This is a genomic window from Pseudomonas sp. BCRC 81390 (assembly GCF_030341915.1).
Lineage (GTDB): Bacteria > Pseudomonadota > Gammaproteobacteria > Pseudomonadales > Pseudomonadaceae > Aquipseudomonas.
The window spans coordinates 98,448-121,417 of the sequence record NZ_JATAAG010000066.1 but is presented as its reverse complement, the minus strand read 5'-3'; the positions used below and the strand labels follow the sequence as shown (position 1 = coordinate 121,417).

Sequence of the window (22,970 nt, the reverse complement as noted above, 5' to 3'; positions counted from 1 at the left end):
TCCGGCGGCCGCGCGGGCGGCCTCAGGGTTGATCAGACAGCGAACAGCAGGAACTCACGCTCCCAGGAGCTGATGACGCGTTTGAAGTTTTCGTGCTCGGCGCGCTTGGTGGCGACGTAGCCGGTGATGAATTTCTTGCCCAGGTACTGCACCAGCGCGCGGCTGTTTTCCATGCGCTCCAGGGCGTCCTCGATCGTCAGCGGCAGGCGCAGGTTGCGGCGCTCGTAGCCACGCCCCTGCACCGGCGCACTGGCCTGGATGCCTTCGACCATGCCGATGTAGCCACACAGCAGGCTCGCGGCGATCGCCAGGTAGGGGTTGGCGTCAGCGCCTGGCAAGCGGTTCTCGACCCGGCGGCTCTGTGGGCCGGCGTCCGGCACGCGCAGGCCGACGGTGCGGTTCTCTTCGCCCCATTCGACGTTCACTGGCGCCGAGGTGTCGGGCAGGAAGCGGCGGAACGAGTTGACGTTGGGCGCGAACAGCGGCAACGCCTCGGGGATGAATTTCTGCAGGCCACCGATGTAGTGCAGGAACAGCTCGCTCATGCTGCCATCTTCATTGCTGAAAATGTTCTTGCCGGTGGCCAGGTCGACCACGCTCTGGTGCAGGTGCATGGCACTGCCAGGCTCGCCGGTCATCGGCTTGGCCATGAAGGTGGCGGCCACGTTGTGCTTGAGTGCGGCCTCGCGCATGGTGCGCTTGAACACCAGGATCTGGTCGGCCAGGTGCAGGGCGTCGCCATGACGGAAGTTGATCTCCATCTGCGCCGTGCCGTCTTCATGGATCAGCGTGTCCAGGTCCAGCTGCTGCAGTTCGCACCAGTCGTATACGTCTTCGAACAGCGGATCGAATTCGTTGGCGGCTTCGATCGAGAACGACTGGCGGCCAGTTTCCGGGCGACCCGAACGGCCTACCGGAGGCTGCAGAGGGAAGTCCGGGTCTTCGCTACGCTTGGTCAGGTAGAACTCCATCTCCGGCGCGACAATTGGCTGCCAGCCCTTGTCAGCGTAGAGCTTGAGGACTTTCTTCAGTACGTTGCGCGGCGACAGCTCGATCGGGTTGCCCTTCTTGTCGTAGGTGTCGTGGATAACCTGCGCGGTCGGCTCGATGGCCCACGGCACCAGGAACACAGCCTTCTCGTCGGGGCGGCAGATCATGTCGATGTCCGCCGGGTCGAGCAGTTCGTAATAGATGTCGTCGTCGACGTAGTCGCCGGTCACGGTCTGCAGCAGCACGCTCTCGGGCAGGCGCATGCCTTTTTCGGCGATGAACTTGTTGGTAGGCGAAATCTTGCCGCGCGTGATGCCGGTCAGGTCGCTGATCATGCATTCGACTTCGGTGATCTTGTGCTCTTTCAACCAATCGGTGAGCTGGTCGAGGTTGTTACTCATAAATACCTCAGGAGGTAAGGTGGGCCGCGCACTGATTCTGGATGGAGTAGATTGCTAAAGCAAAAACCCCCGCGCAGAGCCACACTGGATACACTGAAAAAAGGTGCATCCGTAATGAGTTCGAAGGGCAGGAAGACGAAACGAAGGGCGGCAAGCCGCTGCGAGGGCGAGTCCGGGGCTGCCAAACGTCAATTATTGCGGCCATGGCGGCCACGCCATTGACGAAGCTTGCAAAATTGACGGAGTTACCCGACAGCACTGCGCAGGCAGTGCTTTCAGGTCGCGACAAGCGGACCATGTGACCCTCGTATTATTGTGTTCTGGGTTGAGTCCGAGCTTAGCCTTGTTCATTTTTTTACACAACACCTCCGTAAAAAATAAAACACGGCTTGTCGGAGATAGCCCTTCGAGCGGGAAATAGCGGATAATGGCTTGCCCCGATATGCAGCAAATCTGCCGTCGATGAGCCATTTCAGGGCATCATGGGGTTGGCTTGACATCAGTTTGGGTTTTCGATTGACTGGTCCTGCAAGCCCCCCTTGATTGATATTTTTAACAACAAAGGTGTTGCATCATGTCGGTACCCCCGCGTGCCGTTCAGCTTAACGAAGCGAACGCGTTCCTTAAGGAACATCCTGAGGTTCTCTACGTTGACCTTCTGATTGCAGATATGAATGGTGTGGTGCGTGGCAAGCGCATCGAGCGCACCAGCCTCCACAAGGTTTACGAGAAGGGCATCAACCTGCCTGCCTCCCTCTTCGCCCTGGACATCAACGGTTCCACCGTGGAAAGCACAGGGCTTGGCCTGGACATCGGCGATGCTGACCGTATCTGCTACCCGATCCCTGGCACCCTCTCCAACGAACCCTGGCAGAAGCGCCCGACCGCCCAGCTGCTGATGACCATGCACGAACTCGAAGGCGAGCCGTTCTTCGCCGACCCGCGTGAAGTCCTGCGCCAGGTCGTGAGCAAGTTCACCGAGATGGGCCTGACCATCTGTGCCGCGTTCGAACTGGAGTTCTACCTGATCGACCAGGAGAACGTGAACGGCCGCCCGCAGCCGCCGCGCTCGCCAATCTCAGGCAAACGCCCCCAGTCGACCCAGGTCTACCTGATCGACGACCTCGACGAATATGCCGACTGCCTGCAGGACATCCTCGAAGGCGCGAAGGAACAAGGCATCCCGGCCGACGCCATCGTCAAGGAAAGCGCCCCGGCGCAGTTCGAAGTCAACCTGCACCACGTGCCCGACCCGCTCAAGGCCTGCGACTACGCCGTACTGCTGAAGCGGTTGATCAAGAACATCGCCTACGACCATGAAATGGACACCACCTTCATGGCCAAGCCCTACCCGGGCCAGGCAGGCAACGGCCTGCATGTACACATTTCCGTGCTGGACAAAGATGGCAACAACATCTTCACCAGCGAGGATCCCGAGCAGAACGCCGCGCTACGTCACGCTGTCGGCGGTGTGCTCGAGACCCTGCCCGCGTCCATGGCGTTCCTGTGCCCGAACGTCAACTCGTACCGTCGCTTCGGTGCGCAGTTCTACGTACCGAACGCGCCAAGCTGGGGCCTGGACAACCGCACCGTGGCCTTGCGCGTGCCGACCGGTTCGCCGGACGCCGTGCGTATCGAGCACCGCGTGGCCGGAGCCGATGCCAACCCATACCTGATGATGGCTGCCGTGCTGGCTGGCGTGCACCATGGCCTGACCAACCAGATCGAGCCGGGTGAACCGATCGAAGGCAACTCGTACGAGCAGCTGGAGCAGAGCCTGCCGAACAACCTGCGCGATGCACTGCGCGAGCTGGACGACAGCGAAATCCTCAACAAGTACATCGATCCGAAGTACATCGACATCTTCGTCGCGTGCAAGGAGAGCGAGCTGGAGGAATTCGAGCATTCGATTTCCGACCTCGAGTACAACTGGTACCTGCATACCGTGTAAACGAAAACGCCGCCCCCAAGGGCGGCGTTTTTGTTTGAGATCGGTGTTGCCTGCTTCGCGGGCTTGCCCGCTCCCACAGGGTAATCACAAGGTTTGAAGCCTGCGGTGTACCTGTGGGAGCGGGCGAGCCCGCGAAGAGGCCAATACAGGCTTACAGCGGCTTCTCGAAGATTTTCGAATTGCGCTGGTAGTTGTACAGCGAAGCACGCGCCGCCGGCAGCCGTTCCACGCCACTCGGCGCAAACCCGCGCTCGCGGAACCAGTGCGCGGTGCGCGTAGTCAGCACGAACAGGGTCTTGAGCCCCGCCTGCCGCGCCCGGCCCTCGATGCGCGCCAACAGCTCATCGCCGCGCCCGCCGTGGCGATACTCCGGGTTCACCGCCAGGCACGCCAGCTCACCGGCGTCGGAATCGGCAATCGGGTACAACGCCGCGCAGGCGATGATCATGCCTTCGCGCTCGACCACACTGAACTGTTCGATTTCCCGCTCCAGCACCTCGCGTGAACGGCGTACCAGGATGCCCTGCTCTTCCAACGGGCTGATCAGCTCCAGCAGGCCGCCGACGTCATCGATGCTCGCCTCGCGCACCACTTCGAACTGCTCCTGCGAAACCAGCGTACCGCCACCACCACGGGTGAACAGCTCGGTCAGCAGGGCACCGTCCTCGGCATAGCTGACGATATGGCTGCGCGCCACCCCGCCTTTGCAGGCTTCGGCCGCAGCATCCAGCAGTTCGGCCTGGTAGTCGCTGCCCAGGCGCTGCAAATGCGGGGCGACCTGCTGTGGGCGCAGCTCGCGCACCAGCTTGCCGTCCTCGTCCAGCAGGCCTGGCTCGGCGCCGAACAGCAGCAACTTGTCGGCCCCCAGTTCAATGGCAGCACGGGTGGCCACGTCTTCGCAGGCCAGGTTGAAGATTTCCCCCGTGGGCGAATAGCCCAGCGGTGACAACAGCACGATGGAGCGCTCGTCGAGCAGGCGGCTGATGCCCTTGCGGTCGACCCGGCGCACTTCGCCAGTGTGGTGGTAGTCCACCCCTTCAAGCACCCCGATCGGCCGCGCCGTAACCAGGTTGCCGGACGCCACGCGCAAGCGCGAGCCCTGCATCGGCGAAGCGGCGATGTCCATCGACAGACGCGCCTCGATCGCCAGGCGCAGGGCACCGACCGCATCGATCACGCAATCCAGGGTGGCGGCATCGGTGATGCGCAGGCCACGGTGGTAGTGCGGGGTCAGGCCACGATCGGCCAGGCGGCTTTCGATCTGCGGGCGTGAGCCATGCACCAGCACCAGGCGCACGCCGAGGCTGTGCAGCAACACCAAGTCGTGGACGATGTTGCCGAAATTAGGGTGTTCCACGCCATCGCCAGGAAGCATGACCACGAAGGTGCAGTCGCGATGGGCATTGATGTACGGGGAGGCATGACGCAGCCAGTTGACGTAGTCGGGCATGACAGGGCCTGTGGATAAGTGGACGGAGAACGGCGATACAGGGGGCGTTCAGGATCATCGTCGGAACAGGCTTGCGGTCACGCGCGGTCTCCTCTAGGCAGGGACGAATCAACTCGGTTGACGTTTAGTTCAGGCAGTAATGCCGGATCAGGTCACGCAATAGACGCACGGTAGGCTCGATTCGTGACATTTCAAGGTATTCGCCGGGCTGGTGGGCACAGGCGATGTCGCCAGGGCCCAGCACGATGGTCTGGCAGCCCAGCTGCTGAAGATAAGGTGCTTCGGTGCCGAACGCCACTGCTTCGGCGCGATGGCCGGTGAGGCGCTCCGCCACCTGCACCAGTTCGGCGTCGGCCGCCTGCTCGAATGGCGGCACCTCCGGGAACAACGGCGCATAGTCGATGCGCACCTCGAAGCGCTCTGCCACGGGCGCCAGCTTATCGCCGATGGCCGCGCGCAGTTGCGCCACGTCCATGCCTGGCAGCGGGCGCAGGTCGAATTCCAGGGCGCACTGGCCGCAGATGCGGTTGGGGTTGTCGCCGCCATGGATGCAGCCGAAGTTGAGGGTCGGGGTCGGCACGCTGAATTGCGGGTTGCGGTAGCGTTGCTGCCATTGCTGGCGCAGGCCCATCAGCTCGCCCATTACCGCGTGCATGGCCTCCATGGCACTGCGGCCCAGGCTTGGGTCCGAGGAATGGCCGCTGCGCCCCAGGATGTCGATGCGGTCCATCAGGATGCCTTTGTGCATGCGGATCGGCCGCAGGCCAGTGGGCTCACCGATCACCGCCGCCCGGCCGAGCGGCTGGCCGGCTTCGGCCAGGGCGCGGGCCCCGGACATCGAGCTTTCTTCATCACAGGTGGCGAGGATCAGCAGCGGCTGCTTGAAGTCGTGCTCCAGCAGCGGGATGAGCGCTTCGATGACCAGGGCGAAGAACCCCTTCATGTCGCAGCTGCCCAGGCCGACCCAGCGGCCATCGACTTCGGTCAGCCGCAGCGGGTCGCTGGCCCACAGCTGGTCGTCGTACGGTACGGTGTCGCTGTGCCCCGCCAGCACCAGGCCGCCTGGGCCGCTGCCGCGGCTGGCCAGCAGGTTGAACTTGCCGGGGCTGACCTGGCGGATGTCGCAGTTAAAGCCAAGGTCGCCCAGCCAGCCGGCCAGCAGGTCGATGACCTGACGGTTGGACTGGTCCAGTGCTGGCTGGGTGCAACTGACCGAGGGCGCGGCGATCAAGGCGGCAAACTGGTCTTTCAACGTTGGCAACGGCATGCCCGTACTCCTCGGAAACGTGCCCCATCATAGGACTATCCGCTGTCTGGAATAAACCGTTGGCGGCCGACTGCTGTAGACTCTCCGCCAACCACGCCCCTCCTTCGAGCCTGTGATGCACAAAGAAACCGAACTCAAGCTCCGCGCCAGCCGCGAGACCCTTGCCGCCCTGCGCGAGCACCCTCTGCTGAAAAAGCGCAACAAGTCCGGCTGGCAGACCCGCGAACTGCTCAACCAGTACTTCGACACCCCCGAGCGCGAGCTTTCCGCCGCCCGTGTCGCCCTGCGCCTGCGCCGCGACGGCGAGGCCATCATCCAGACCCTCAAGTGCCGCGGCCAGAGCGTCGCCGGCCTGTCCGAGCGCAATGAGTACGAATGGCCACTGGACAAGGTCAAGCTCGACCTGAAAAAGCTCGACGCCACCTGCTGGCCCGCGCAACTGGCCAACCTCGACAAGAAAACCATCAAACCGCTGTTCACCACCGACTTCAGCCGTGAATACGCCGAAATCGCCTGGGGCCGTGGCAAGAGCAAGGTGGTGATCGAGGCGGCGCTTGACCAAGGCCTCGTAATCGCCGGCAAGCGCAAGGAAGAGATCTGCGAGCTGGAGCTGGAACTGCGCGAAGGTGAACCGCAGGCCCTGCTGGAACTGGCTGCCGAGCTGGCCGCCAGCCTGCCGCTGATGCCCTGCGATATCAGCAAGGCCGAGCGTGGCTACCGCCTGCTGGAGCCGGACAGCTACGAGCTGGGCCTGCCAAACGCCGAGCTGGAAGCCGAAACCGCCGTGGACGATGCCTATGCCGCACTGGCCTGGCAACTGCTGGGCAGCAGCCAGCGCCTGGCCGAGCAGTACCGCCACAACGGTCACTGGCGCCTGCTGCAGGACTGGGTCGAGTGCCTGAGCGAGCTGCGTGCTCTTACCGCCAGCCTGGGCCAGGCCGCCCCACGCGCCACCACCCGCGAGCTGCGCAGCAGCCTCGATGCCCTGCTGGAAGACTGGCGCCCGCTGGTGCAGGCCGGTAACGATGACGAAGATATCCGCCGCGCGGCACCCGAGCAGTTCGCCGAAGAGCTGGAAGACGTGCGTTGGGGCCAGTTCTCGCTGGAAACCTCGCGCTGGCTGCTGGCCCGTGCCTGGACCGTTGAACGCAAAGGCCGTGGCGAACGCCAGGGCAAGGCGCAACTGGCCAGCTGGCTGGCACACCTGCTGGGTGAAGAGGGCCGTGCGTTGAAGCTGCCGCTGTACACCCAGCGCCCGGAAGACCTGGCCGAGCAATTGCCACGTATCGAGCAGCTGCTGGCCTGGCTGCACCATGCCCGCCAGGTGCTGGAGGCGCCACAGATGGACCGCCTGTATGGCGACCTGAAGAAACTGCACGAGCTGGCCGAGCAGCCGATCAGCGATGAGGTTCTGGAAGCCCGTGTCGAGCAGGCCCGGGTAGTCGACCAGAGCCGCGGCTGGAAGCACTTGCTCAAGGCTTGAGCCCTTCTGATTCGTAGGAACGGCCTTGTGTCGCGAAAAAGGGGGGGGCGAAGCGCCCCCACGATGCAAGCATCAAGCTGATATCGCCGGGGCCCCTTCGTGCCCCCTTCGCGACGCAAGGCCGCTTCCACAGGGGTCAACGGCCTTGAAGCGGCTTCACCGCGACAGTGGCAGGCTGGTGGTGGACTTGATCTCCGACAGCGCCACGATCGAGTTCACCTCCTGGATACCCGGCACGTTCGACAGTTTTTCGAAGAAGAACCGCTCATAGGCCTCGATATCCGACGTGACGATCCGCAGCAGAAAATCCACCGACCCCATCAGCACATAGCACTCCAGCACCTCTGGAAACCCGCGGATCGCCTCGGTGAACTCGGTGAAATTGGAGCGTCCGTGAGCATTCAGCTTCACTTCGGCGAAGATTTGCGTATTCAGGCCGACCTTCTTGCGGTCCAGCAACGTCACCTGCCCGCGGATTACCCCCTCCTCCTTCAGACGCTGGATGCGTCGCCAGCACGGCGATTGCGACAGCCCCACGCGTTCTGCGATCTGTGCGCTGGAGAGCGAAGCGTCCTCCTGCAAGAGTTCGAGGATACGGCGGTCGTAGGCATCCAGCTCGCTATGCATTGACTATTCTCCAAAGCGTTTTCGAATGAATATTTCTATTCGTATACAACGCAAAATGGGTGAATCATAGCGAAAAAATACCGCTGCCAACCTGCAAAAATTCTCCCACATCTGTGGAGACCAGCATGAACGCACAACCCCGAACCGACGCCTGGGCCGCCACCAATGCCCATAGCACCGTGCACTACCGCCTGCAGGCCGAGGCCGAGCCTGACAGCCTGTGCCGGGTGCTCAACCTGTTTGCCCTGCAATTCCTGACCCCGCACAGCGTGCAGGTCAGCCAACAGGATGACTGGCTGGATATCGAAGTCGGCATCGGCGGGCTGAGCTGGCACCGGGCCGAGGTGATCGCGCAGAAGCTGCGCAATCTGGTGTGCGTGGGCGAGGTGAGCCTGACCAACCTGCAGCGGGTGGAGCTGGCAGTGGTCTGAACGGTTCGCTGTTCTGCGGAAACTGGTTTACCTGCGAAGGGGTACCACAGGCCAGTAAACGGCAAGATTCAGAAACCCTTCACTCCAGCCACTTTCCAGCGGCCGGCTAGGCTTGATCAGCACTTCTTCATCAAGCACGGACGCGCCAATGCACACCCCCGACAATCCGGCACTCGACCTCAGGCGGGTGCTCCAGGCCCTGCTCGCCGACCAGCACCTGCACGCCAACGACACGCTGCCAGTACTCGAACACGCCAACACCCACCCCGGCGCCCACCCACTGGAGCAGATCGCCGCCTGCGCCCTGGAGGACCGCCAGCACCCCGGCCAGCCCCTGGACCTGGATCGCCTTTGCCGATGGTTGGCCGACAAGGTCGGCCAGCCCTACCTGCGCATCGACCCGATGCAACTTGACCTGACGCAGATCAGCGGCCTGATCTCCCCTGCCTTCGCCCAGCGCCATGGCATTCTCATCGTCGCCGCCGACGACAGCGGTGTCACAGTCGCCAGCGCCCAGCCGTACCAGGATGACTGGCAGGCCGACCTGGCCCGTAGCCTGGGCCGGCCGATACGTCGCGTGCTGGCCAGCCCGTTGCAGATTCGTCAGGCAGGGCAGTCATTCCACCGGCTGGCTCAGTCGGTCAAGGGTGCGCAAAACCAGCAGTCGGCCAGCCTCGGTGAACTCGAACAACTGCTGGAACTGGGCAAGCGCCAGGCCGAGGCCAGCGCCGACGACGCCCATATCGTGCATATCGTCGACTGGCTGCTGCAGTACGCCATCGAACAGCGCGCCAGCGATATCCACCTGGAACCCCGCCGCGAGCAGGGCCAGCTGCGCTATCGCATCGATGGTCTACTGCACTGCGTGTATGCCTTCCCCGCCGGGGTTACCCTGGCCCTGGTCAGCCGCCTGAAACATCTGGCGCGCATGGACGTCGCGGAAAAACGCCGGCCGCAGGATGGCCGCCTGCAAAGCAGCCTGCCGGGTGGCGCCGAGGTGGAACTGAGGCTGTCGACATTGCCAACACCGTTCGGCGAGAAACTGGTGTTGCGCCTGTTCGACCCGCACCAACTGCAGGAAGGTTTCGATCGCCTTGGCCTGGAAGGGCCGCAACTGGCCCAGTGGCATGGCCTGCTGCGACAGCGCCAGGGCATCATCCTGGTCACCGGGCCGACCGGTTCCGGCAAGACCAGCACGTTGTATGCCAGCCTCAAGCTGCTGGCCACGCCACAAGTCAACCTGTGCACCATCGAGGACCCTATCGAGCGCCTGGAGCCTGCCTTCAACCAGTTGCAGGTGCAGCCCGCGCTGGACCTCGGCTTTGCCAACGGTGTACGGGCACTGCTGCGTCAGGACCCAGATATCATCATGATCGGCGAAATTCGCGACCGAGAGACGGCCCTGGTAGCGGTTCAGGCGGCGCTGACCGGTCATCTGGTGCTGTCCACCCTGCATACCAACGATGCCTGTAGTGCAATCACCCGCCTGCAAGAGCTGGGCGTAGCCGACTACCTGATCAAGGCGACGCTGGTCGGTGTGATGGCCCAGCGCCTGGTGCGCACCTTGTGCGCGGATTGTCGCGGCGCACTGACTGCGACCGGCGGCCAGCCATGCCGTACCTGCCGGGGCACCGGGTTTCACGGCCGCACCGGGTTGTTCGAACTGCTGGTGCCCAGCGACAGCCTGCGAGCCCTGATAGGCCCAGGCAGCGATCTGGCCAGTTTGCGGCGCCAGGCAAAGGCCGATGGCCTGCTCGACCTGCGCGCTTGCGGGGAAGCCAAGGTGGCCTGTGGGCAGACCCGGGAAGAGGAAGTGCTACGGGCCTGTTCGTGAGAAAAAACGCCTTGTATTCAAGGAACTTACCCCTTTACCGCCACTCCAACCGCGCATCTTCAACCCCCACCCCTTTCGAGGTGTTTCAACATGCGTCTCAAAACCGCCATCGCCGCCGCTGCCTTGCTTTCGCTGCCTGTTGGCTCGGCCATGGCCGATACCTTCTGGCGTAACGTGATGACCACCGGTGCCACCACAGCATCGAGCTACCTGACCTCGGGGGACCACAAGCTGGTGATGGCGGCGCAGGACGACGCCGGCAGCTTCGTGGCCAGCGAAGGCGCGATTCGTGGGCCGTTCCTGGAAGCGGCAATTCGTCAGGCCCGCGCAGAGAACCCGGGCCTGCAGGCCAGCGACATGGAACTGGCCAATGCCATTCTGGCCAAGAACGCGGTAGCCGAGTAACCGCGTCGCCTGCTTCGCGGGTGAACCCGTTCCACAGGTACTGCACAATATTCAAAACTTGTACACTTCCTGTGGGAGTGGGTTTACCCGCGAAGAGGCCGGCACAGGCAAACCACAATCAGCGGTAAGCCTCCACCGGCACACAAGCACAGAACAGATTCCTGTCCCCATAAACATTGTCGACCCGGTTCACCGCCGGCCAGTACTTGTGCTGGCGCACGTGAGCACTGGGCGCCACCGCCTGCTCCAGGCTATAGGGCCTGTCCCACACCCCGAGCACGTCTGCCAGCGTATGCGGCGCATGCTTGAGCGGATTATTTTCCGCCGGCCAGTTGCCCTCCTGCACTTCGCCGATTTCCGCGCGAATCGCCAGCATCGCCTCGACGAACCGGTCCAGTTCGGCCTTCGACTCACTTTCGGTCGGCTCGACCATCAGCGTGCCCGGCACCGGGAAGGACATGGTCGGCGCATGGAAGCCGTAATCCATCAGGCGCTTGGCCACGTCCTCTTCGCTGATGCCGGTCAGTGCTTTCAGCGGCCGCAGGTCGAGGATGCACTCATGCGCCACCCGCTGGTTGCGACCACGGTAGAGCACCGGGAAGGCACTGCTTAACTGACTGGCCAGGTAGTTGGCCGAAAGGATCGCCACTTCGCTGGCATCAGCCAGCTGCGGGCCCATCATGGCGATGTACATCCAGCTGATCGGCAGGATGCTCGCACTGCCCCAGGGGGCGGCGCTGACCGCATGGTTGTTCGGGTCCAGGCCCGGCACCGGCACCACCGGGTGGCTGGCGACAAACGGCTTGAGATGCTCGCGGATGCCGATCGGGCCCATGCCGGGGCCACCACCGCCGTGAGGGATGCAAAAGGTCTTGTGCAAGTTCATGTGGGAAACGTCGGCGCCAATATCCGCTGGGCGAGCCAAGCCCACCTGGGCATTGAGGTTGGCACCATCCATGTACACCTGACCGCCGTGCTGGTGCACCACTTCACAGATTTCGCGAATGCCCTCTTCGTATACACCGTGGGTCGACGGGTAGGTGATCATCAGGCACGACAGGCGGTCTGCGGCGGCTTGCGCCTTGGCCTTGAGGTCGGCCAGGTCAACGTTGCCATGGTCATCGCAATCAACGATCACCACCTCCATGCCGGCCATCTGCGCCGAGGCCGGATTGGTACCATGGGCTGACGACGGGATCAGGCACAAGGTGCGTTGCGGCTGGTGACGGCTGCGGTGGTAGCGGGTGATGGCCATCAGCCCAGCATATTCGCCCTGGGCACCGGAATTGGGCTGCATGCAGATGGCATCGAAGCCGGTAATGGCGCACAACCAACTCTCCAGTTCGTCGATCATCGCCTTGTATCCGGTGGCCTGGGCGGCCGGGGCAAACGGGTGCAACTGGGCAAAGCCCGGCCAGGTGATAGGGATCATCTCGCTGGTGGCGTTGAGCTTCATGGTGCACGAGCCCAGCGGGATCATCGACTGGTTCAGCGCCAGGTCCTTGTTTTCCAGCTGCTTCAGGTAGCGCAACATCTCGGTTTCGCTGTGGTGCAGGTTGAATACCGGGTGAGCGAGGAACGGCGTGCGCCGCACCAGGCTCGCTGGAATCCCTTCGGGCAGGGCGAGTTGGTCGAGCGCGGCAATGTCCAGCCCGTGGTCCACACCCAGGAAGATGTCCAGCAAGCGCAGTACCGTCTGCTCCGTGCAGGTCTCGTCGAGGCTCACACCGAGACGCCCGCGGCCGAGAATACGCAAGTTGATCTGCGCAGCTTCGGCGCTTTCGATGATGGCCGCCTGGGCGCCGCCTACCTCCACGGTAAGCGTGTCGAAGAAATGCTGGTTGAGCCGTGGGATGCCCTTGGCTTCGAGGCCCGCTGCCAGGATGAAGGTCAGCCGATGCACGCGCTGGGCGATGCGTTGCAGGCCCTCAGGGCCGTGGTAAACCGCGTAGAAGCCGGCAATGTTGGCCAGCAGCACTTGCGCCGTACAGATGTTGGAGTTGGCCTTTTCGCGGCGGATATGCTGCTCGCGGGTTTGCAGCGCCATGCGCAGGGCGGTGTTGCCACGGGCATCACGCGACACGCCGATGATGCGCCCCGGCATGGCCCGCTTGTAGTCGTCGCGACAGGCAAAGTAAGCCGCGTGGGGGCCGCCGTAACCCATTGGCACACCAAAGCGCTGGGTCGAGCCCAGTACCACGTCGGCACCCAGTTCGCCCGGCGGCGCCAGCACCACCAGGCTGAGCAGGTCCGCTGCCACGCAGGCCAGTGCATGCTGGCTGTGCAACTGCTCGATCAGCGGGCGCAGGTCGCGTACTTCGCCATGAGTGTCGGGGTACTGCAGCAAAGCACCGAACACCGTGTGTTTGCCAAGGTTGTCCACAGAGTCGACGATCAACTCGAAGCCGAACCCCTCGGCGCGGGTTTTGAGTACCGACAGGGTCTGCGGGTGGCAATGTTCGTCGGCAAAGAAAGCGTTGCTCTTGTTTCGCGCCACCCGCTTGGCCAACGCCATGGCTTCGGCGGCAGCAGTAGCCTCGTCGAGCAGCGAGGCATTGGCCAGGGCCAGCCCGGTAAGGTCGATGACCATCTGCTGGAAGTTCAGCAACGCCTCCAGCCGGCCTTGGGCGATTTCGGGCTGATAGGGGGTATAGGCGGTGTACCAGCCGGGGTTTTCCAGCACGTTGCGCAGGATGACCGTCGGCGTGATGGTGCCGTGGTAGCCCATGCCGATCAGGCTGGTCCAGACCTGGTTCTGTTCGGCGTAGCCGGCGAGTTTGGCCAGGGCGGCTTGTTCGTCCAGCGCAGGGGGCAAGTCGAGCGGGCGATCGAGGCGGATGTCCGGGGGTACGGTCTGCTCGATCAGCTCACTGCGGCTGGCAACGCCAAGCGCACTGAGCATAGCCTGCTGCTCTGCGGCATCGGGGCCCAGGTGGCGACGCAGGAAAGGGTTGGGCTCTTGCAGTTGATGCAGGGATGGCGACTGGGACATGACGACGCTCTCTTCCTAGGCCAGCTCTCATGGAGACTTACAAGTCTAGGAAGGGATTGCCGACTGTGCGGGGAAACTTGCTGGCAGGCCCGCCCTCTTCGCGGCTAAAGCCCCCCACAGGAATAACCCCAGCTTTGAACATTTGAGCAAGACAGTTGCTCCCACAGGGACCGCACAGGTATCAGCCGCTGTGCAGTAGCTGTGGGAGCGGCTTTAGCCGCGAAGAAGGCGACGCGGTATCACTCGCCGATCGCGGCTGCGTAGCCGGCCGCATCCAGCAGCTTGTCCAGCTCGGCCGGGTTGCTTGGCTTCAGTTTGAAGATCCATGCCCCGTAAGGGTCTTCATTGAGCAGTTCAGGGCTGTCGGCCAGCTCTTCGTTGACCGCGATCACTTCGCCACCCACCGGGGCGTAGATGTCCGAAGCGGCCTTCACCGATTCGACCACACCCGCAGCGTCGCCAGCGCCAAACGCCTTGCCGACCTCGGCCAGTTCAACGAACACCACGTCACCCAAGGCTTGCTGGGCGTGGTCGCTGATGCCGACGGTCACGGTGCCGTCGGCTTCCAGGCGGGCCCACTCATGGCTCTCGGCAAAACGCAGGTCGCTAGGGATATCGCTCATGTCTTGAATTCCTCGATTGGCTCAGCGGTACACCCGCCGGTTAATAATGGTTCAGATCAGGATTTTGCCGTGGCGCACGAAGGTCGGTTTGACCACCCGCACCGGGTACCACTTACCGCGAATTTCCACCTCGGCCCGGTCGCCGGTGGCCATGGGTACGCGTGCAAGGGCAATGGACTTGCTCAGCGTAGGCGAGAAACTACCACTGGTGATCTCCCCTTCGCCAATTCCCGCCACCCGGACCACCTGGTGGGCACGCAGCACACCGCGCTCTTCCAGCACCAGGCCGACCAGTTTCTCCTGCACACCGTGTTCGATTTCTGCCAGCAGGCCGGCGCGGCCGATGAAGTTGCGCTCGGCAGGCTCCCAGGCGATGCTCCAGCCCAGATTGGAAGTGAGCGGGGTATGTGTTTCGTCGATGTCCTGGCCGTACAGGTTCATGCCGGCTTCCAGACGCAGGGTATCGCGGGCGCCAAGGCCACTTGGGGCAATACCCGCGCCGACCAGGTCGTTGAAGAAGGCCACAGCCTGCTCGCCAGGAAGGATGATCTCCAGGCCGTCTTCACCGGTATAACCGGTGCGGGCAATGAACCAGTCGCCTTCGGCAACGCCCTCGAACGGGCGCAGTTCGCGAATCAGCGCGGCGCGCGCGGGGCTGAGCAAGGCGGCCACCTTCTCGCGTGCATGCGGGCCCTGGATGGCAAGGATGGCCAGGTCGGGGCGGACCCGGAAGTCCACGGCATAACCGGCACGTTGTGCTGCCAGCCAATCGAGTACCCTGGCCCGGGTGGCGGCGTTGGTGACCAGGCGGTAGCCGGTTTCGGTGCGGTAGACGATCAGGTCGTCGATGACCTTGCCCTGCTCCTGCAGCAACGGGCTATACAGCGCCTTGCCGATATCGTCGAGACGGGCCACGTCGTTGGCCAGCAGGCGCTGCAACCAGACAGTGGCGTCGCTGCCGTCGACATCGATAACGGTCATGTGGGAAACATCGAACACCCCGCAATCGCTGCGCACCTGATGGTGCTCCTCGACCTGCGAGCCATAGTGCAGGGGCATGTCCCAGCCACCGAAATCGACCGTCTTGGCGCCCAGCGCCAGGTGCAGGTCATACAAAAGCGTGCGCTGTCCCATGGGTTTCTCCTTCCGGGCGTGGCGAAGCGGCGGCGGTCGATGACGTTGGGTCGTCAGCTCTTCTTGTGTAGGACCCGCCGCGCGAGTGCCGCGCATTGTAGCCGCAAGGGCGCGGGCTGACACCCTTAGTGACTGTGACCGGGTCGACGAGCCGAACGGCGGATCAGGCCGATGACCGGCAGCAGTCCCACCAGCACCAGGGTCAGCGCTGGCAGCGATGCACGCGCCCACTCACCCTCGCTGGTCATCTCGAACACCCGCACGGCCAGGGTGTCCCAGCCGAACGGGCGCATCAGCAGGGTTGCCGGCATTTCCTTGAGTACATCGACGAACACCAGCAAGGCGGCACTGAGGGCACCCGGTACCAGCAGTGGCAGATACACCTTGAAAAACAATCCCATGCCGCCGACACCCAGGCTGCGCGATGCCTCGGGAAGTGACGGACGGATACGCTCCAGGCTGCTTTCCAGCGGCCCGTAGGCCACCGCGATGAAGCGCACCAGATACGCCAGCAGCAAAGCGGCAAGGCTGCCCAGCAACAGCGGCTTGCCGGCCCCACCCAGCCAGCTGGACAACGGGATGACCAGCTGGTTATCGAGGTGGCTGAAGGCCAGCATGATCGACACCGCCAGCACTGACCCGGGCAAGGCATAGCCCAGGTTGGCCAGCCCGACTCCAGCGCGAATAGTCCCCGTCGGCGCCTGGCGCCGTGCGAAGGCCAGCAGCAGCGCCACGCTTACCGTGACCAGTGCCGCCATGCCGCCCAGGTACAGGGTATGCAGTACCAGGCCGACGTAGCGCTCGTCCAGGTCATGCCGGCCACGCTGCCAGAACCAGGTCAGCAGTTGCAGCAGCGGGATGATGAAAGCGCAGGCGAACACCAGCAGGCACCAGCCACTGGCCAACAACGCCTTGACCCCGCGCAGGTGGTACAGCGCCTGCCCGCGCGGCCGCTCATTGCCGCTGCGGCTGGCGCCCCGGGCCCGGCGCTCGCCGTACAGCACCAGCATCACCGCCAGCAACAGCAGGCTGGCCAACTGGGCTGCGCTGGACAGGCTGAAGAAGCCGTACCAGGTCTTGTAGATGGCGGTGGTGAAGGTGTCGAAGTTGAATACCGCCACGGCACCGAAGTCCGCCAGGGTTTCCATCAGCGCCAGGGCAATCCCTGCGCCGATAGCCGGCCGCGCCATGGGCAGCGCCACGCGCCAGAAGGCTTGCAAGGGAGACAGGCCGAGCACCCGGGCGGCCTCCATGAGGCCCTTGCCCTGGGCCAGGAAGGCAGTGCGCGCCAGCAGGTAGACATAGGGGTAGAACACCAGCACCAGCACGACGATCACCCCACCGGTGGAGCGCACCCGCGGCAGGCGCATGGGCCCGAACACTTCGCGCAGGGCACTCTGTACCGGGCCGGCGAAGTCCAGCAGGCCGACAAAGACGAACGCCAGCACGTAGGCAGGGATGGCGAACGGGAGCATCAGCGCCCAGTCCAGCCAGCGCCGGCCGGGGAACTCGCAGAGGCTGGTCAGCCAGGCCAGGCTGACGCCCAGCAGCGTGACGCCGGTGCCTACACCCGCCACCAGCGTCAGGGTATTGCCCAAGAGGCGGCTCATCTGGGTGTCGAGCAGGTGCGACCAGATCTGCAGGTCGACCGACTGCCACGACAGCAGCAGCACGCTCAGGGGCAGAAGCACCAGGGCGGCGGTCAGGGCGACCGGGAGGTACCAGCGGCGTTGGGCGGTGTGCGGCAACTAGAATGTCTCTACGGATGATTTGCGACCGCCTTGCGGTCGTTCGCGGGCATGCCCGCTCCCACAGGGACCCCACATGCGTCGACGGCAGTGGGCAACCGGTGGGAGCGGGCGTGCCCGCGAAAAGGCCTGATAAGCCCCGGAAGGATAAAGCCTGGCGCTTAGTTCCAGCCAGCCCGGTCCATCAAGCGAATCGCTTCAGCCTGGCGCTTGCCGGCGATTTCCACCGGAATGCTGTCCGCCTTGAAGCTCCCCCACGCTGCCACTTCGTCCGATGGCTTGACCTTCGGGTTGGCCGGGAACTCCTGGTTGATATCGGCAAACAGCTTTTGCGCCTCTTCACCGGTCATCCACTCCACCAGCTTCTTCGCCGCCTCCGGGTGTGGCGCATGCCTGGTCAGGCCGATGCCGGACAGGTTCACGTGCACGCCACGGTCGCCCTGGTTGGGCCAGAAGATCTTCACCGGCAGTTTCGGGTTCTGCTGGTGCAGACGGCCATAGTAATAGGTGTTGACCACGCCCACGTCGCACTGGCCAGCCTCGATGGCCTGGATTACTGCGTTGTCATCGGAGAACACGTCGGTGGACAGGTTGTTGACCCAGCCTTTGACGATCTGCTCGGTCTTCGCCTCACCGTGGGTCTCGATCAGGGTGGCAGTCAGCGACTGGTTGTACACCTTCTTCGCCGTACGCAGGCACAGGCGGCCCTCCCATTGCTTGTCGGCCAGCGCTTCATAGGTGCTCAATTCCTCCGGCTTGACCCGCTCGGTGGAATAGATGATGGTGCGCGCGCGCAGGCTCAGGCCGGTCCAGTCATGCGACGACGCGCGGTACTGCGGCGGGATGTTCTGGTCGATGATTGCGGACTTGATCGGCTGCAGGATGCCCATCTGCTCGGCCTGCCACAGGTTGCCGGCATCGACGGTCAGCAGCAGGTCGGCCACGCCGTTGTCACCCTCGGCCTTGATGCGTTGCATCAGCGGGGCTTCCTTGTCGGTGATGAACTTGATCTTCACCCCGGTCTTGGCGGTATAGGCATCGAATACCGGTTTGATCAGCTCGTCGATGCGCGAGGAGTACACCACCACTTCGTCCGCCGCCTGGGCAGTGCCGCCGAACAGGGTCAGGGCCAGGGCGGCCAGTAGGGGCTTGCGTGGCAACATGGAAAGCGCTCCTCGGATCGTATGAGAGGCGCAAATGGTAGTGAATCCCATTTTCCCGCTCATCTACCTAGCCGTTACTGGATGTTGCAGAGGGATAACAGTTGCGAGGCTCCTGTGGGAGCGGACAAGCCCGCGAACACCGGCAAAGCCGGTGCCATACACCGCGTTGCCTGTTTCGCGGGCTTGCCCGCTCCCACAGTTTTCAGCAATCTCATGCCTTGGCGAGATCCGGCAGATCACCGGTCAAACCCAGCGCCTGGCGCACGAACAGCGCCTTGGCCTCCGGCATCTGCTGCACCAGCTTCAAGCCAGTGTTACGTAACCAGCGCAACGGCAGCGGATTGGCCTGGAACAACCGCTCGAACCCTTCCATCGCCGCCATCAGCGCCAGGTTGTGCGGCATGCGCCGACGCTCGTAACGGCTGAGCACCTTTACATCCGCCAGCCGCTCGCCACGCTCGCAGGCATTGACCAGCACCTCGGCCAGCACGGCAGCATCGAGGAAGCCCAGGTTGACACCCTGCCCGGCCAACGGGTGAATGGTGTGCGCAGCATCGCCGATCAAGGCCAGGCCTTCATCCACATAGCGCTTGGCATGGCGCTGGCGCAACGGCACGCACAGCCGCGGGTCGGCCTGCAGCACATCCCCCAGGCGCCCCTCGAAAGCCTGCTGCAGGGCCTTGACGAAAGCCACTTCGTCCAAGGCCATCAACTGCTCGGCATGCTCCGGCGTGGTCGACCAGACGATCGAGCACCAGTCCTGCTGGCCATCGCGGGTCAACGGCAGGAACGCCAACGGCCCTTCATCGGTGAACCGCTGCCAGGCCGTGGCCTGGTGCCTGGCGCTGCAGCGCACGCTGGTGACGATGGCATGGTGCAGGTAATCCCACTCGCGGGTTTCGCAGCCAGCCAGGCGCCGCACTGCCGAGTTGGCGCCGTCGGCCGCAATCACCAGCGGCGCGCGCAGCCGGCGGCCATCGGCCAGGCTCAGCAGCCATTCATCGCCTGAGCGGCGCAGCTGTTCGAGCCGCGCATTGGCCAGCAGACCGATATCGCTGTCATGCAGGCGCTCCAGCAGGCCATCCTGCACCACCCGGTTCTCGACGATATGGCCAAGTACCTGGGCATGCACGCTGGCGGCCGAGAAGTGAATCTGGCCGGTACCGCTGCCATCCCATACGTGCATGTCCGAGTAAGGCGTGGCACGCCGCCGGGCAATGCCATCCCAGGCGCCCAGGCGCTCGAGGATGCGCTGGCTGGCCGCCGACAGCGCACTGACTCGCGGTTCGAACGGGGCCTGGGCATCGAACGGCTTGACCGCCAGCGGGCCGCCGTCGAGCAAGAGGACTTGCAGGCCGCTGTGGCGTAACGCCAGGGCCAGGGCGCTGCCGACCATACCGGCACCGACAATCAACAGATCTGCGCGCATTTCCATGCCTTACGCCAGCCTCGCTTGCGGCTTGAGCCGCACATAAAGGGTTTTGTCGACACGCGCCACCAGCTCGCCGGCGCCGTCGCGAATATCGACCTGCAACCGCGGCAGGCACTTCTTGCCGGTGGCGGTCTGCTGACGGATCTCGTCCAGCAACGCGTCATCGACGTGGAGTTCGGCATACACCGGGCCTTTGCCCGGTGAAATGAAATCGATACTGGCGGCCTTGTCCCAGACAATGTAGTCGCGCCCCAGCTGCTCGATCAGCAAGAGCATGTAGAACGGGTCGACCATGCCGTACAGGCTGCCGCCGCACTGGGTACCGACGTAGTTGCGGTTCCAGCGGGTCAGCTTCATCGCTACCTTGACGCTACGCAGGTCAGCGCTGATGTGCTGCACGCGAATACCGGCGCCGAGGTGCGGCGGGAACAGGTTCAGGCGCCAGCGCAACAGGCGCGCGCGGCACGCCAGCCGGCGTGCATCAGCGGTCATGCCTGCCCCCGCGAATCTGGGCGGGTACCCAGGCCCATGGCCTGGCGGGCAAACCAGCTTTTCGCCGGCGGCAGCAGGTCGAGCCCGAGCAGCCCGAGGTTGCGTCCGGCGGCCAGCAACGGCTGGCTGCTGCCAAACAGGCGGGTAACCTGATCGGAAAAACCGATGGTCAGGGCCTGGTCCAGGCGCTGGCGCTGTTGATAAGCCTGCAAGGTGGTCAGGTCGCCAGGCCGCTGCGGGCCGGCCAGCAGTGCCTCGGCCAGCGCCTGCACGTCACGCAGCGACAGGTTGAAGCCCTGCCCGGCGATGGGGTGCAGGCTGTGCGCGGCGTTGCCCAGCACCACCAGATGCGGCCGCACCTGCTCCTCGGCCTCGATCAGCGACAGCGGATAGAGGTGCCGCGCACCGACCTGGCGCAGCGCGCCCAGGCGGTAGCCGAACACTGCCTGCAACTCACGCAGGAACTGGCGCTCGTCGATATCGGCCAGGCGCCGCGCATCCATGCCCTGGCGCGTCCAGACCAGGGCGCAGCGGTTTTCCGGCAGCGGCAGCAAGGCCATGGGGCCGTCTTCGGTGAACCGCTCGAAGGCCTGGCCGCCGTGGGCCTCGCCCGGGGTGACATTGGCGATCAACGCGCTTTGTTGGTAAGGCGTGTGGCGCACATGGATGCCCAGCTGTTCGCGCAGGCCGGAGCGGCCGCCGTCGGCGAGCACCGCCAGGTCACATTCCAGCGGGGTGTCATCGTTCAGCAGCAACCGGTAACCACCTTCGATTGCCTGCATCGAGGTCACTTCCGCCGGGCAGCGCCAGCTCACAACTTCGCTGTCCAGCCCTTGCCACAGGCATTGGCCCAACCAGGCGTTTTCCACCACGTAGCCCAGCGCCGGCACACCCTCTTCCTGGGCATCCAGGCGAGTAGCGCCGAAGCGCCCGCGGTCGGAAACGTGAATCTGTCGGATCGGCTCGGCGCGGCGCTCGATCGCCTGCCACAAGCCCAACTGCTGGTAGATCTGCCGGGTGCCGAACGACAGCGCCGACGAACGCGCATCGTAGCTGGGCTGAAAGTTGTCGCCGGGGGCGAACGGCTCGATCAGCAGGACTTTCCAGCCGCGCGCCTTGGCCCCGGCCTGCAAGGCCAGGGCCAGGCTTGCCCCGACCAGGCCGCCACCGATGATCGCCAGATTCACCCGGTTCATGCGGCGTCCTTGCGCGCAGCCTGCATCAGCGCCTCGATCTCGACGACCGTGCGCGGCACGCCCGAAGTCAGGATTTCACAGCCTTGCCTGGTCACCACCACGTCATCCTCGATTCTTACACCGATGCCGCGCCACTTCTTCGCCACGGCCTGATTGTCGGCGCCGATATAGATGCCCGGCTCGACGGTCAGCGCCATGCCGGGTTCAAGCACCCGCCATTCGCCGCCAACCTTGTACTCACCCACGTCATGCACATCCATGCCCAGCCAGTGCCCGGCGCGGTGCATGTAGAAGGCGCGATAGGCCTCACTGTCGATCAGCGCCTGCACGTCGCCTTCGAGCAGGCCCAGTTCCACCAGGCCCTCGGTGATGACCCGCACGGTCGCCTCGTGGGCGTGGTTCCAGTGCTTGCCCGGAGCAATTTCGGCAAACGCCGCGGCCTGGGCCTTGAGCACCAGCTCGTAGATGGCCTTCTGCTCGGGCGAAAAACGCCCGCTGACCGGGAAGGTACGGGTGATGTCGCTGGCGTAGCAGTCGATCTCGCAGCCGGCATCGATCAGCACCAGGTCGCCATCCTTGAGCGGGGCGTCGTTCTGCTGATAATGCAGGATGCAGGCATTGCGCCCGGCCGCGACGATCGAGCCGTAGGCCGGCATCTTCGCCCCACCCTTGCGGAACTCGTAATCCAGTTCGGCTTCCAGGCTGTATTCATGCAGCCCGGCCCGACAGGCCTGCATGGCCCGCACGTGGGCGCGTGCCGAAATGTCTGCGGCAGCGCGCATCACCTTCACTTCCGCCGCTGATTTATACAGACGCATGTCGTGCAGCAGATGATCCAGCGCAACGAACTCGTTCGGCGGCTGGGCGCCCAGGCGTGCCTTGGAGCGGATCACGTTGATCCAGTCCATCAGCCGGCGGTCGAATTCAGGGTTGCTGCCCATGGCGCTGTAGACCCGCTCACGGCCTTCGATCAGGCCCGGCAGGATCTCGTCGATATCGGTGATGGGGAAGGCATCGTCGGCGCCGAAGTCGCGCACCGCGCCCTCCTGGCCGGCGCGCAGGCCGTCCCACAGCTCGCGCTCGGGGTTGCGTTCACGGCAGAACAGCACGTATTCGCCATGCTCGCGCCCCGGAATCAGCGCAATCACTGCCTCCGGCTCCGGAAAGCCGCTGAGGTACTGGAAGTCGCTGTCCTGGCGGTACACATGCTCGACGTCGCGGTTACGAATGGCAACCGCAGCGGCGGGCAGGATGGCGATGCTGTTGGGGACCATCTGCGCCATCAGCGCCTTGCGCCGACGGGCATATTCGGCCTTGGGAATGTGGCTCATGGGCAGACTACCCCGGTTGA

18 protein-coding genes are annotated in these 22,970 nt (G+C 64.1%); 5 read left to right on the top strand and 13 right to left on the bottom strand.

Annotated features, from left to right (window positions below; genetic code table 11):
• Positions 1 to 32: 32 nt before the first annotated feature.
• Positions 33 to 1,391, bottom strand: coding sequence for a glutamine synthetase family protein (locus QSV36_RS17200; RefSeq protein WP_289133480.1), 1,359 nt, complete (start codon positions 1,389 to 1,391; stop codon positions 33 to 35).
• 574 nt (positions 1,392 to 1,965) lie between these two features.
• Here QSV36_RS17200 and QSV36_RS17195 point away from each other — a divergent pair.
• Entirely contained in the window at positions 1,966 to 3,342 is a 1,377-nt protein-coding gene (locus tag QSV36_RS17195) for a glutamine synthetase family protein (RefSeq protein WP_225779682.1), read from the top strand.
• A 151-nt stretch (positions 3,343 to 3,493) separates the two neighbouring features.
• On the opposite strand, the gene argA is transcribed toward QSV36_RS17195, so the two are convergent.
• On the bottom strand, positions 3,494 to 4,792 hold the full coding sequence (argA, locus tag QSV36_RS17190) for an amino-acid N-acetyltransferase (protein WP_170033615.1): 1,299 nt from the start codon (positions 4,790 to 4,792) through the stop codon (positions 3,494 to 3,496).
• A gap of 124 nt (positions 4,793 to 4,916) precedes the next feature.
• Positions 4,917 to 6,059, bottom strand: coding sequence for an acetylornithine deacetylase (gene argE, locus QSV36_RS17185; RefSeq protein WP_289133479.1), 1,143 nt, complete (start codon positions 6,057 to 6,059; stop codon positions 4,917 to 4,919).
• Positions 6,060 to 6,174: 115 nt separating this feature from the next.
• Here argE and QSV36_RS17180 point away from each other — a divergent pair, with 115 nt between their 5' ends.
• The gene (locus tag QSV36_RS17180) at positions 6,175 to 7,542 is read left to right on the top strand and encodes a CYTH domain-containing protein (protein WP_289133478.1); all 1,368 of its coding nucleotides are present in this window, start codon (positions 6,175 to 6,177) and stop codon (positions 7,540 to 7,542) included.
• Between the two features lie 156 nt (positions 7,543 to 7,698).
• On the opposite strand, the gene QSV36_RS17175 is transcribed toward QSV36_RS17180, so the two are convergent.
• On the bottom strand, positions 7,699 to 8,169 hold the full coding sequence (locus QSV36_RS17175; protein WP_043198918.1) for an Lrp/AsnC family transcriptional regulator: 471 nt from the start codon (positions 8,167 to 8,169) through the stop codon (positions 7,699 to 7,701).
• Between the two features lie 125 nt (positions 8,170 to 8,294).
• Between QSV36_RS17175 and QSV36_RS17170 the strand changes: the two genes are divergently transcribed.
• The 3 genes from QSV36_RS17170 (at position 8,295) to QSV36_RS17160 (ending at position 10,839) form a co-directional block, all read left to right on the top strand.
• On the top strand, positions 8,295 to 8,600 hold the full coding sequence (locus QSV36_RS17170) for an ACT-like domain-containing protein (RefSeq protein ID WP_289133477.1): 306 nt from the start codon (positions 8,295 to 8,297) through the stop codon (positions 8,598 to 8,600).
• 148 nt (positions 8,601 to 8,748) lie between these two features.
• Positions 8,749 to 10,434, top strand: a complete 1,686-nt coding sequence (locus QSV36_RS17165) for a GspE/PulE family protein (RefSeq protein ID WP_289133476.1) — start codon at positions 8,749 to 8,751, stop codon at positions 10,432 to 10,434.
• A gap of 90 nt (positions 10,435 to 10,524) precedes the next feature.
• Complete coding sequence (locus QSV36_RS17160) at positions 10,525 to 10,839, top strand: DUF2388 domain-containing protein (protein ID WP_289133475.1); 315 nt, start codon at positions 10,525 to 10,527, stop codon at positions 10,837 to 10,839.
• Positions 10,840 to 10,957: 118 nt separating this feature from the next.
• Here the strand turns inward: QSV36_RS17160 and gcvP are convergent, their stop codons facing one another.
• The 9 genes from gcvP to pepP all read right to left on the bottom strand — a co-directional run bounded on the left by gcvP (position 10,958) and on the right by pepP (position 22,950).
• Complete coding sequence (gene gcvP, locus QSV36_RS17155; RefSeq protein WP_289133474.1) at positions 10,958 to 13,831, bottom strand: aminomethyl-transferring glycine dehydrogenase; 2,874 nt, start codon at positions 13,829 to 13,831, stop codon at positions 10,958 to 10,960.
• Between the two features lie 239 nt (positions 13,832 to 14,070).
• A complete protein-coding gene (gene gcvH / locus QSV36_RS17150) occupies positions 14,071 to 14,454 on the bottom strand; it encodes a glycine cleavage system protein GcvH (protein WP_289133473.1) in 384 nt (127 codons plus the stop codon).
• 51 nt (positions 14,455 to 14,505) lie between these two features.
• The gene (gene gcvT / locus QSV36_RS17145; RefSeq protein WP_289133472.1) at positions 14,506 to 15,588 is read right to left on the bottom strand and encodes a glycine cleavage system aminomethyltransferase GcvT; all 1,083 of its coding nucleotides are present in this window, start codon (positions 15,586 to 15,588) and stop codon (positions 14,506 to 14,508) included.
• A gap of 125 nt (positions 15,589 to 15,713) precedes the next feature.
• A complete protein-coding gene (locus QSV36_RS17140; protein ID WP_289133471.1) occupies positions 15,714 to 17,336 on the bottom strand; it encodes an ABC transporter permease in 1,623 nt (540 codons plus the stop codon).
• A gap of 161 nt (positions 17,337 to 17,497) precedes the next feature.
• Complete coding sequence (locus tag QSV36_RS17135) at positions 17,498 to 18,499, bottom strand: extracellular solute-binding protein (protein ID WP_289133470.1); 1,002 nt, start codon at positions 18,497 to 18,499, stop codon at positions 17,498 to 17,500.
• Positions 18,500 to 18,710: 211 nt separating this feature from the next.
• Complete coding sequence (locus tag QSV36_RS17130; protein ID WP_289133469.1) at positions 18,711 to 19,928, bottom strand: 2-octaprenyl-3-methyl-6-methoxy-1,4-benzoquinol hydroxylase; 1,218 nt, start codon at positions 19,926 to 19,928, stop codon at positions 18,711 to 18,713.
• 9 nt (positions 19,929 to 19,937) lie between these two features.
• Positions 19,938 to 20,423 carry a DUF4442 domain-containing protein gene (locus QSV36_RS17125; RefSeq protein ID WP_289133468.1) on the bottom strand — a complete coding sequence of 162 codons (486 nt, stop codon included), beginning with the start codon at positions 20,421 to 20,423 and terminating at the stop codon, positions 19,938 to 19,940.
• Entirely contained in the window at positions 20,420 to 21,619 is a 1,200-nt protein-coding gene (gene ubiH, locus QSV36_RS17120) for a 2-octaprenyl-6-methoxyphenyl hydroxylase (RefSeq protein WP_289133467.1), read from the bottom strand. The genes QSV36_RS17125 and ubiH overlap by 4 nt, the downstream gene beginning before the upstream one ends.
• Positions 21,616 to 22,950: a Xaa-Pro aminopeptidase gene (pepP, locus tag QSV36_RS17115; protein ID WP_289133466.1), complete on the bottom strand. Its 1,335-nt coding sequence runs from the start codon at positions 22,948 to 22,950 to the stop codon at positions 21,616 to 21,618. The genes ubiH and pepP overlap by 4 nt, the downstream gene beginning before the upstream one ends.
• Positions 22,951 to 22,970 lie beyond the last annotated feature (20 nt).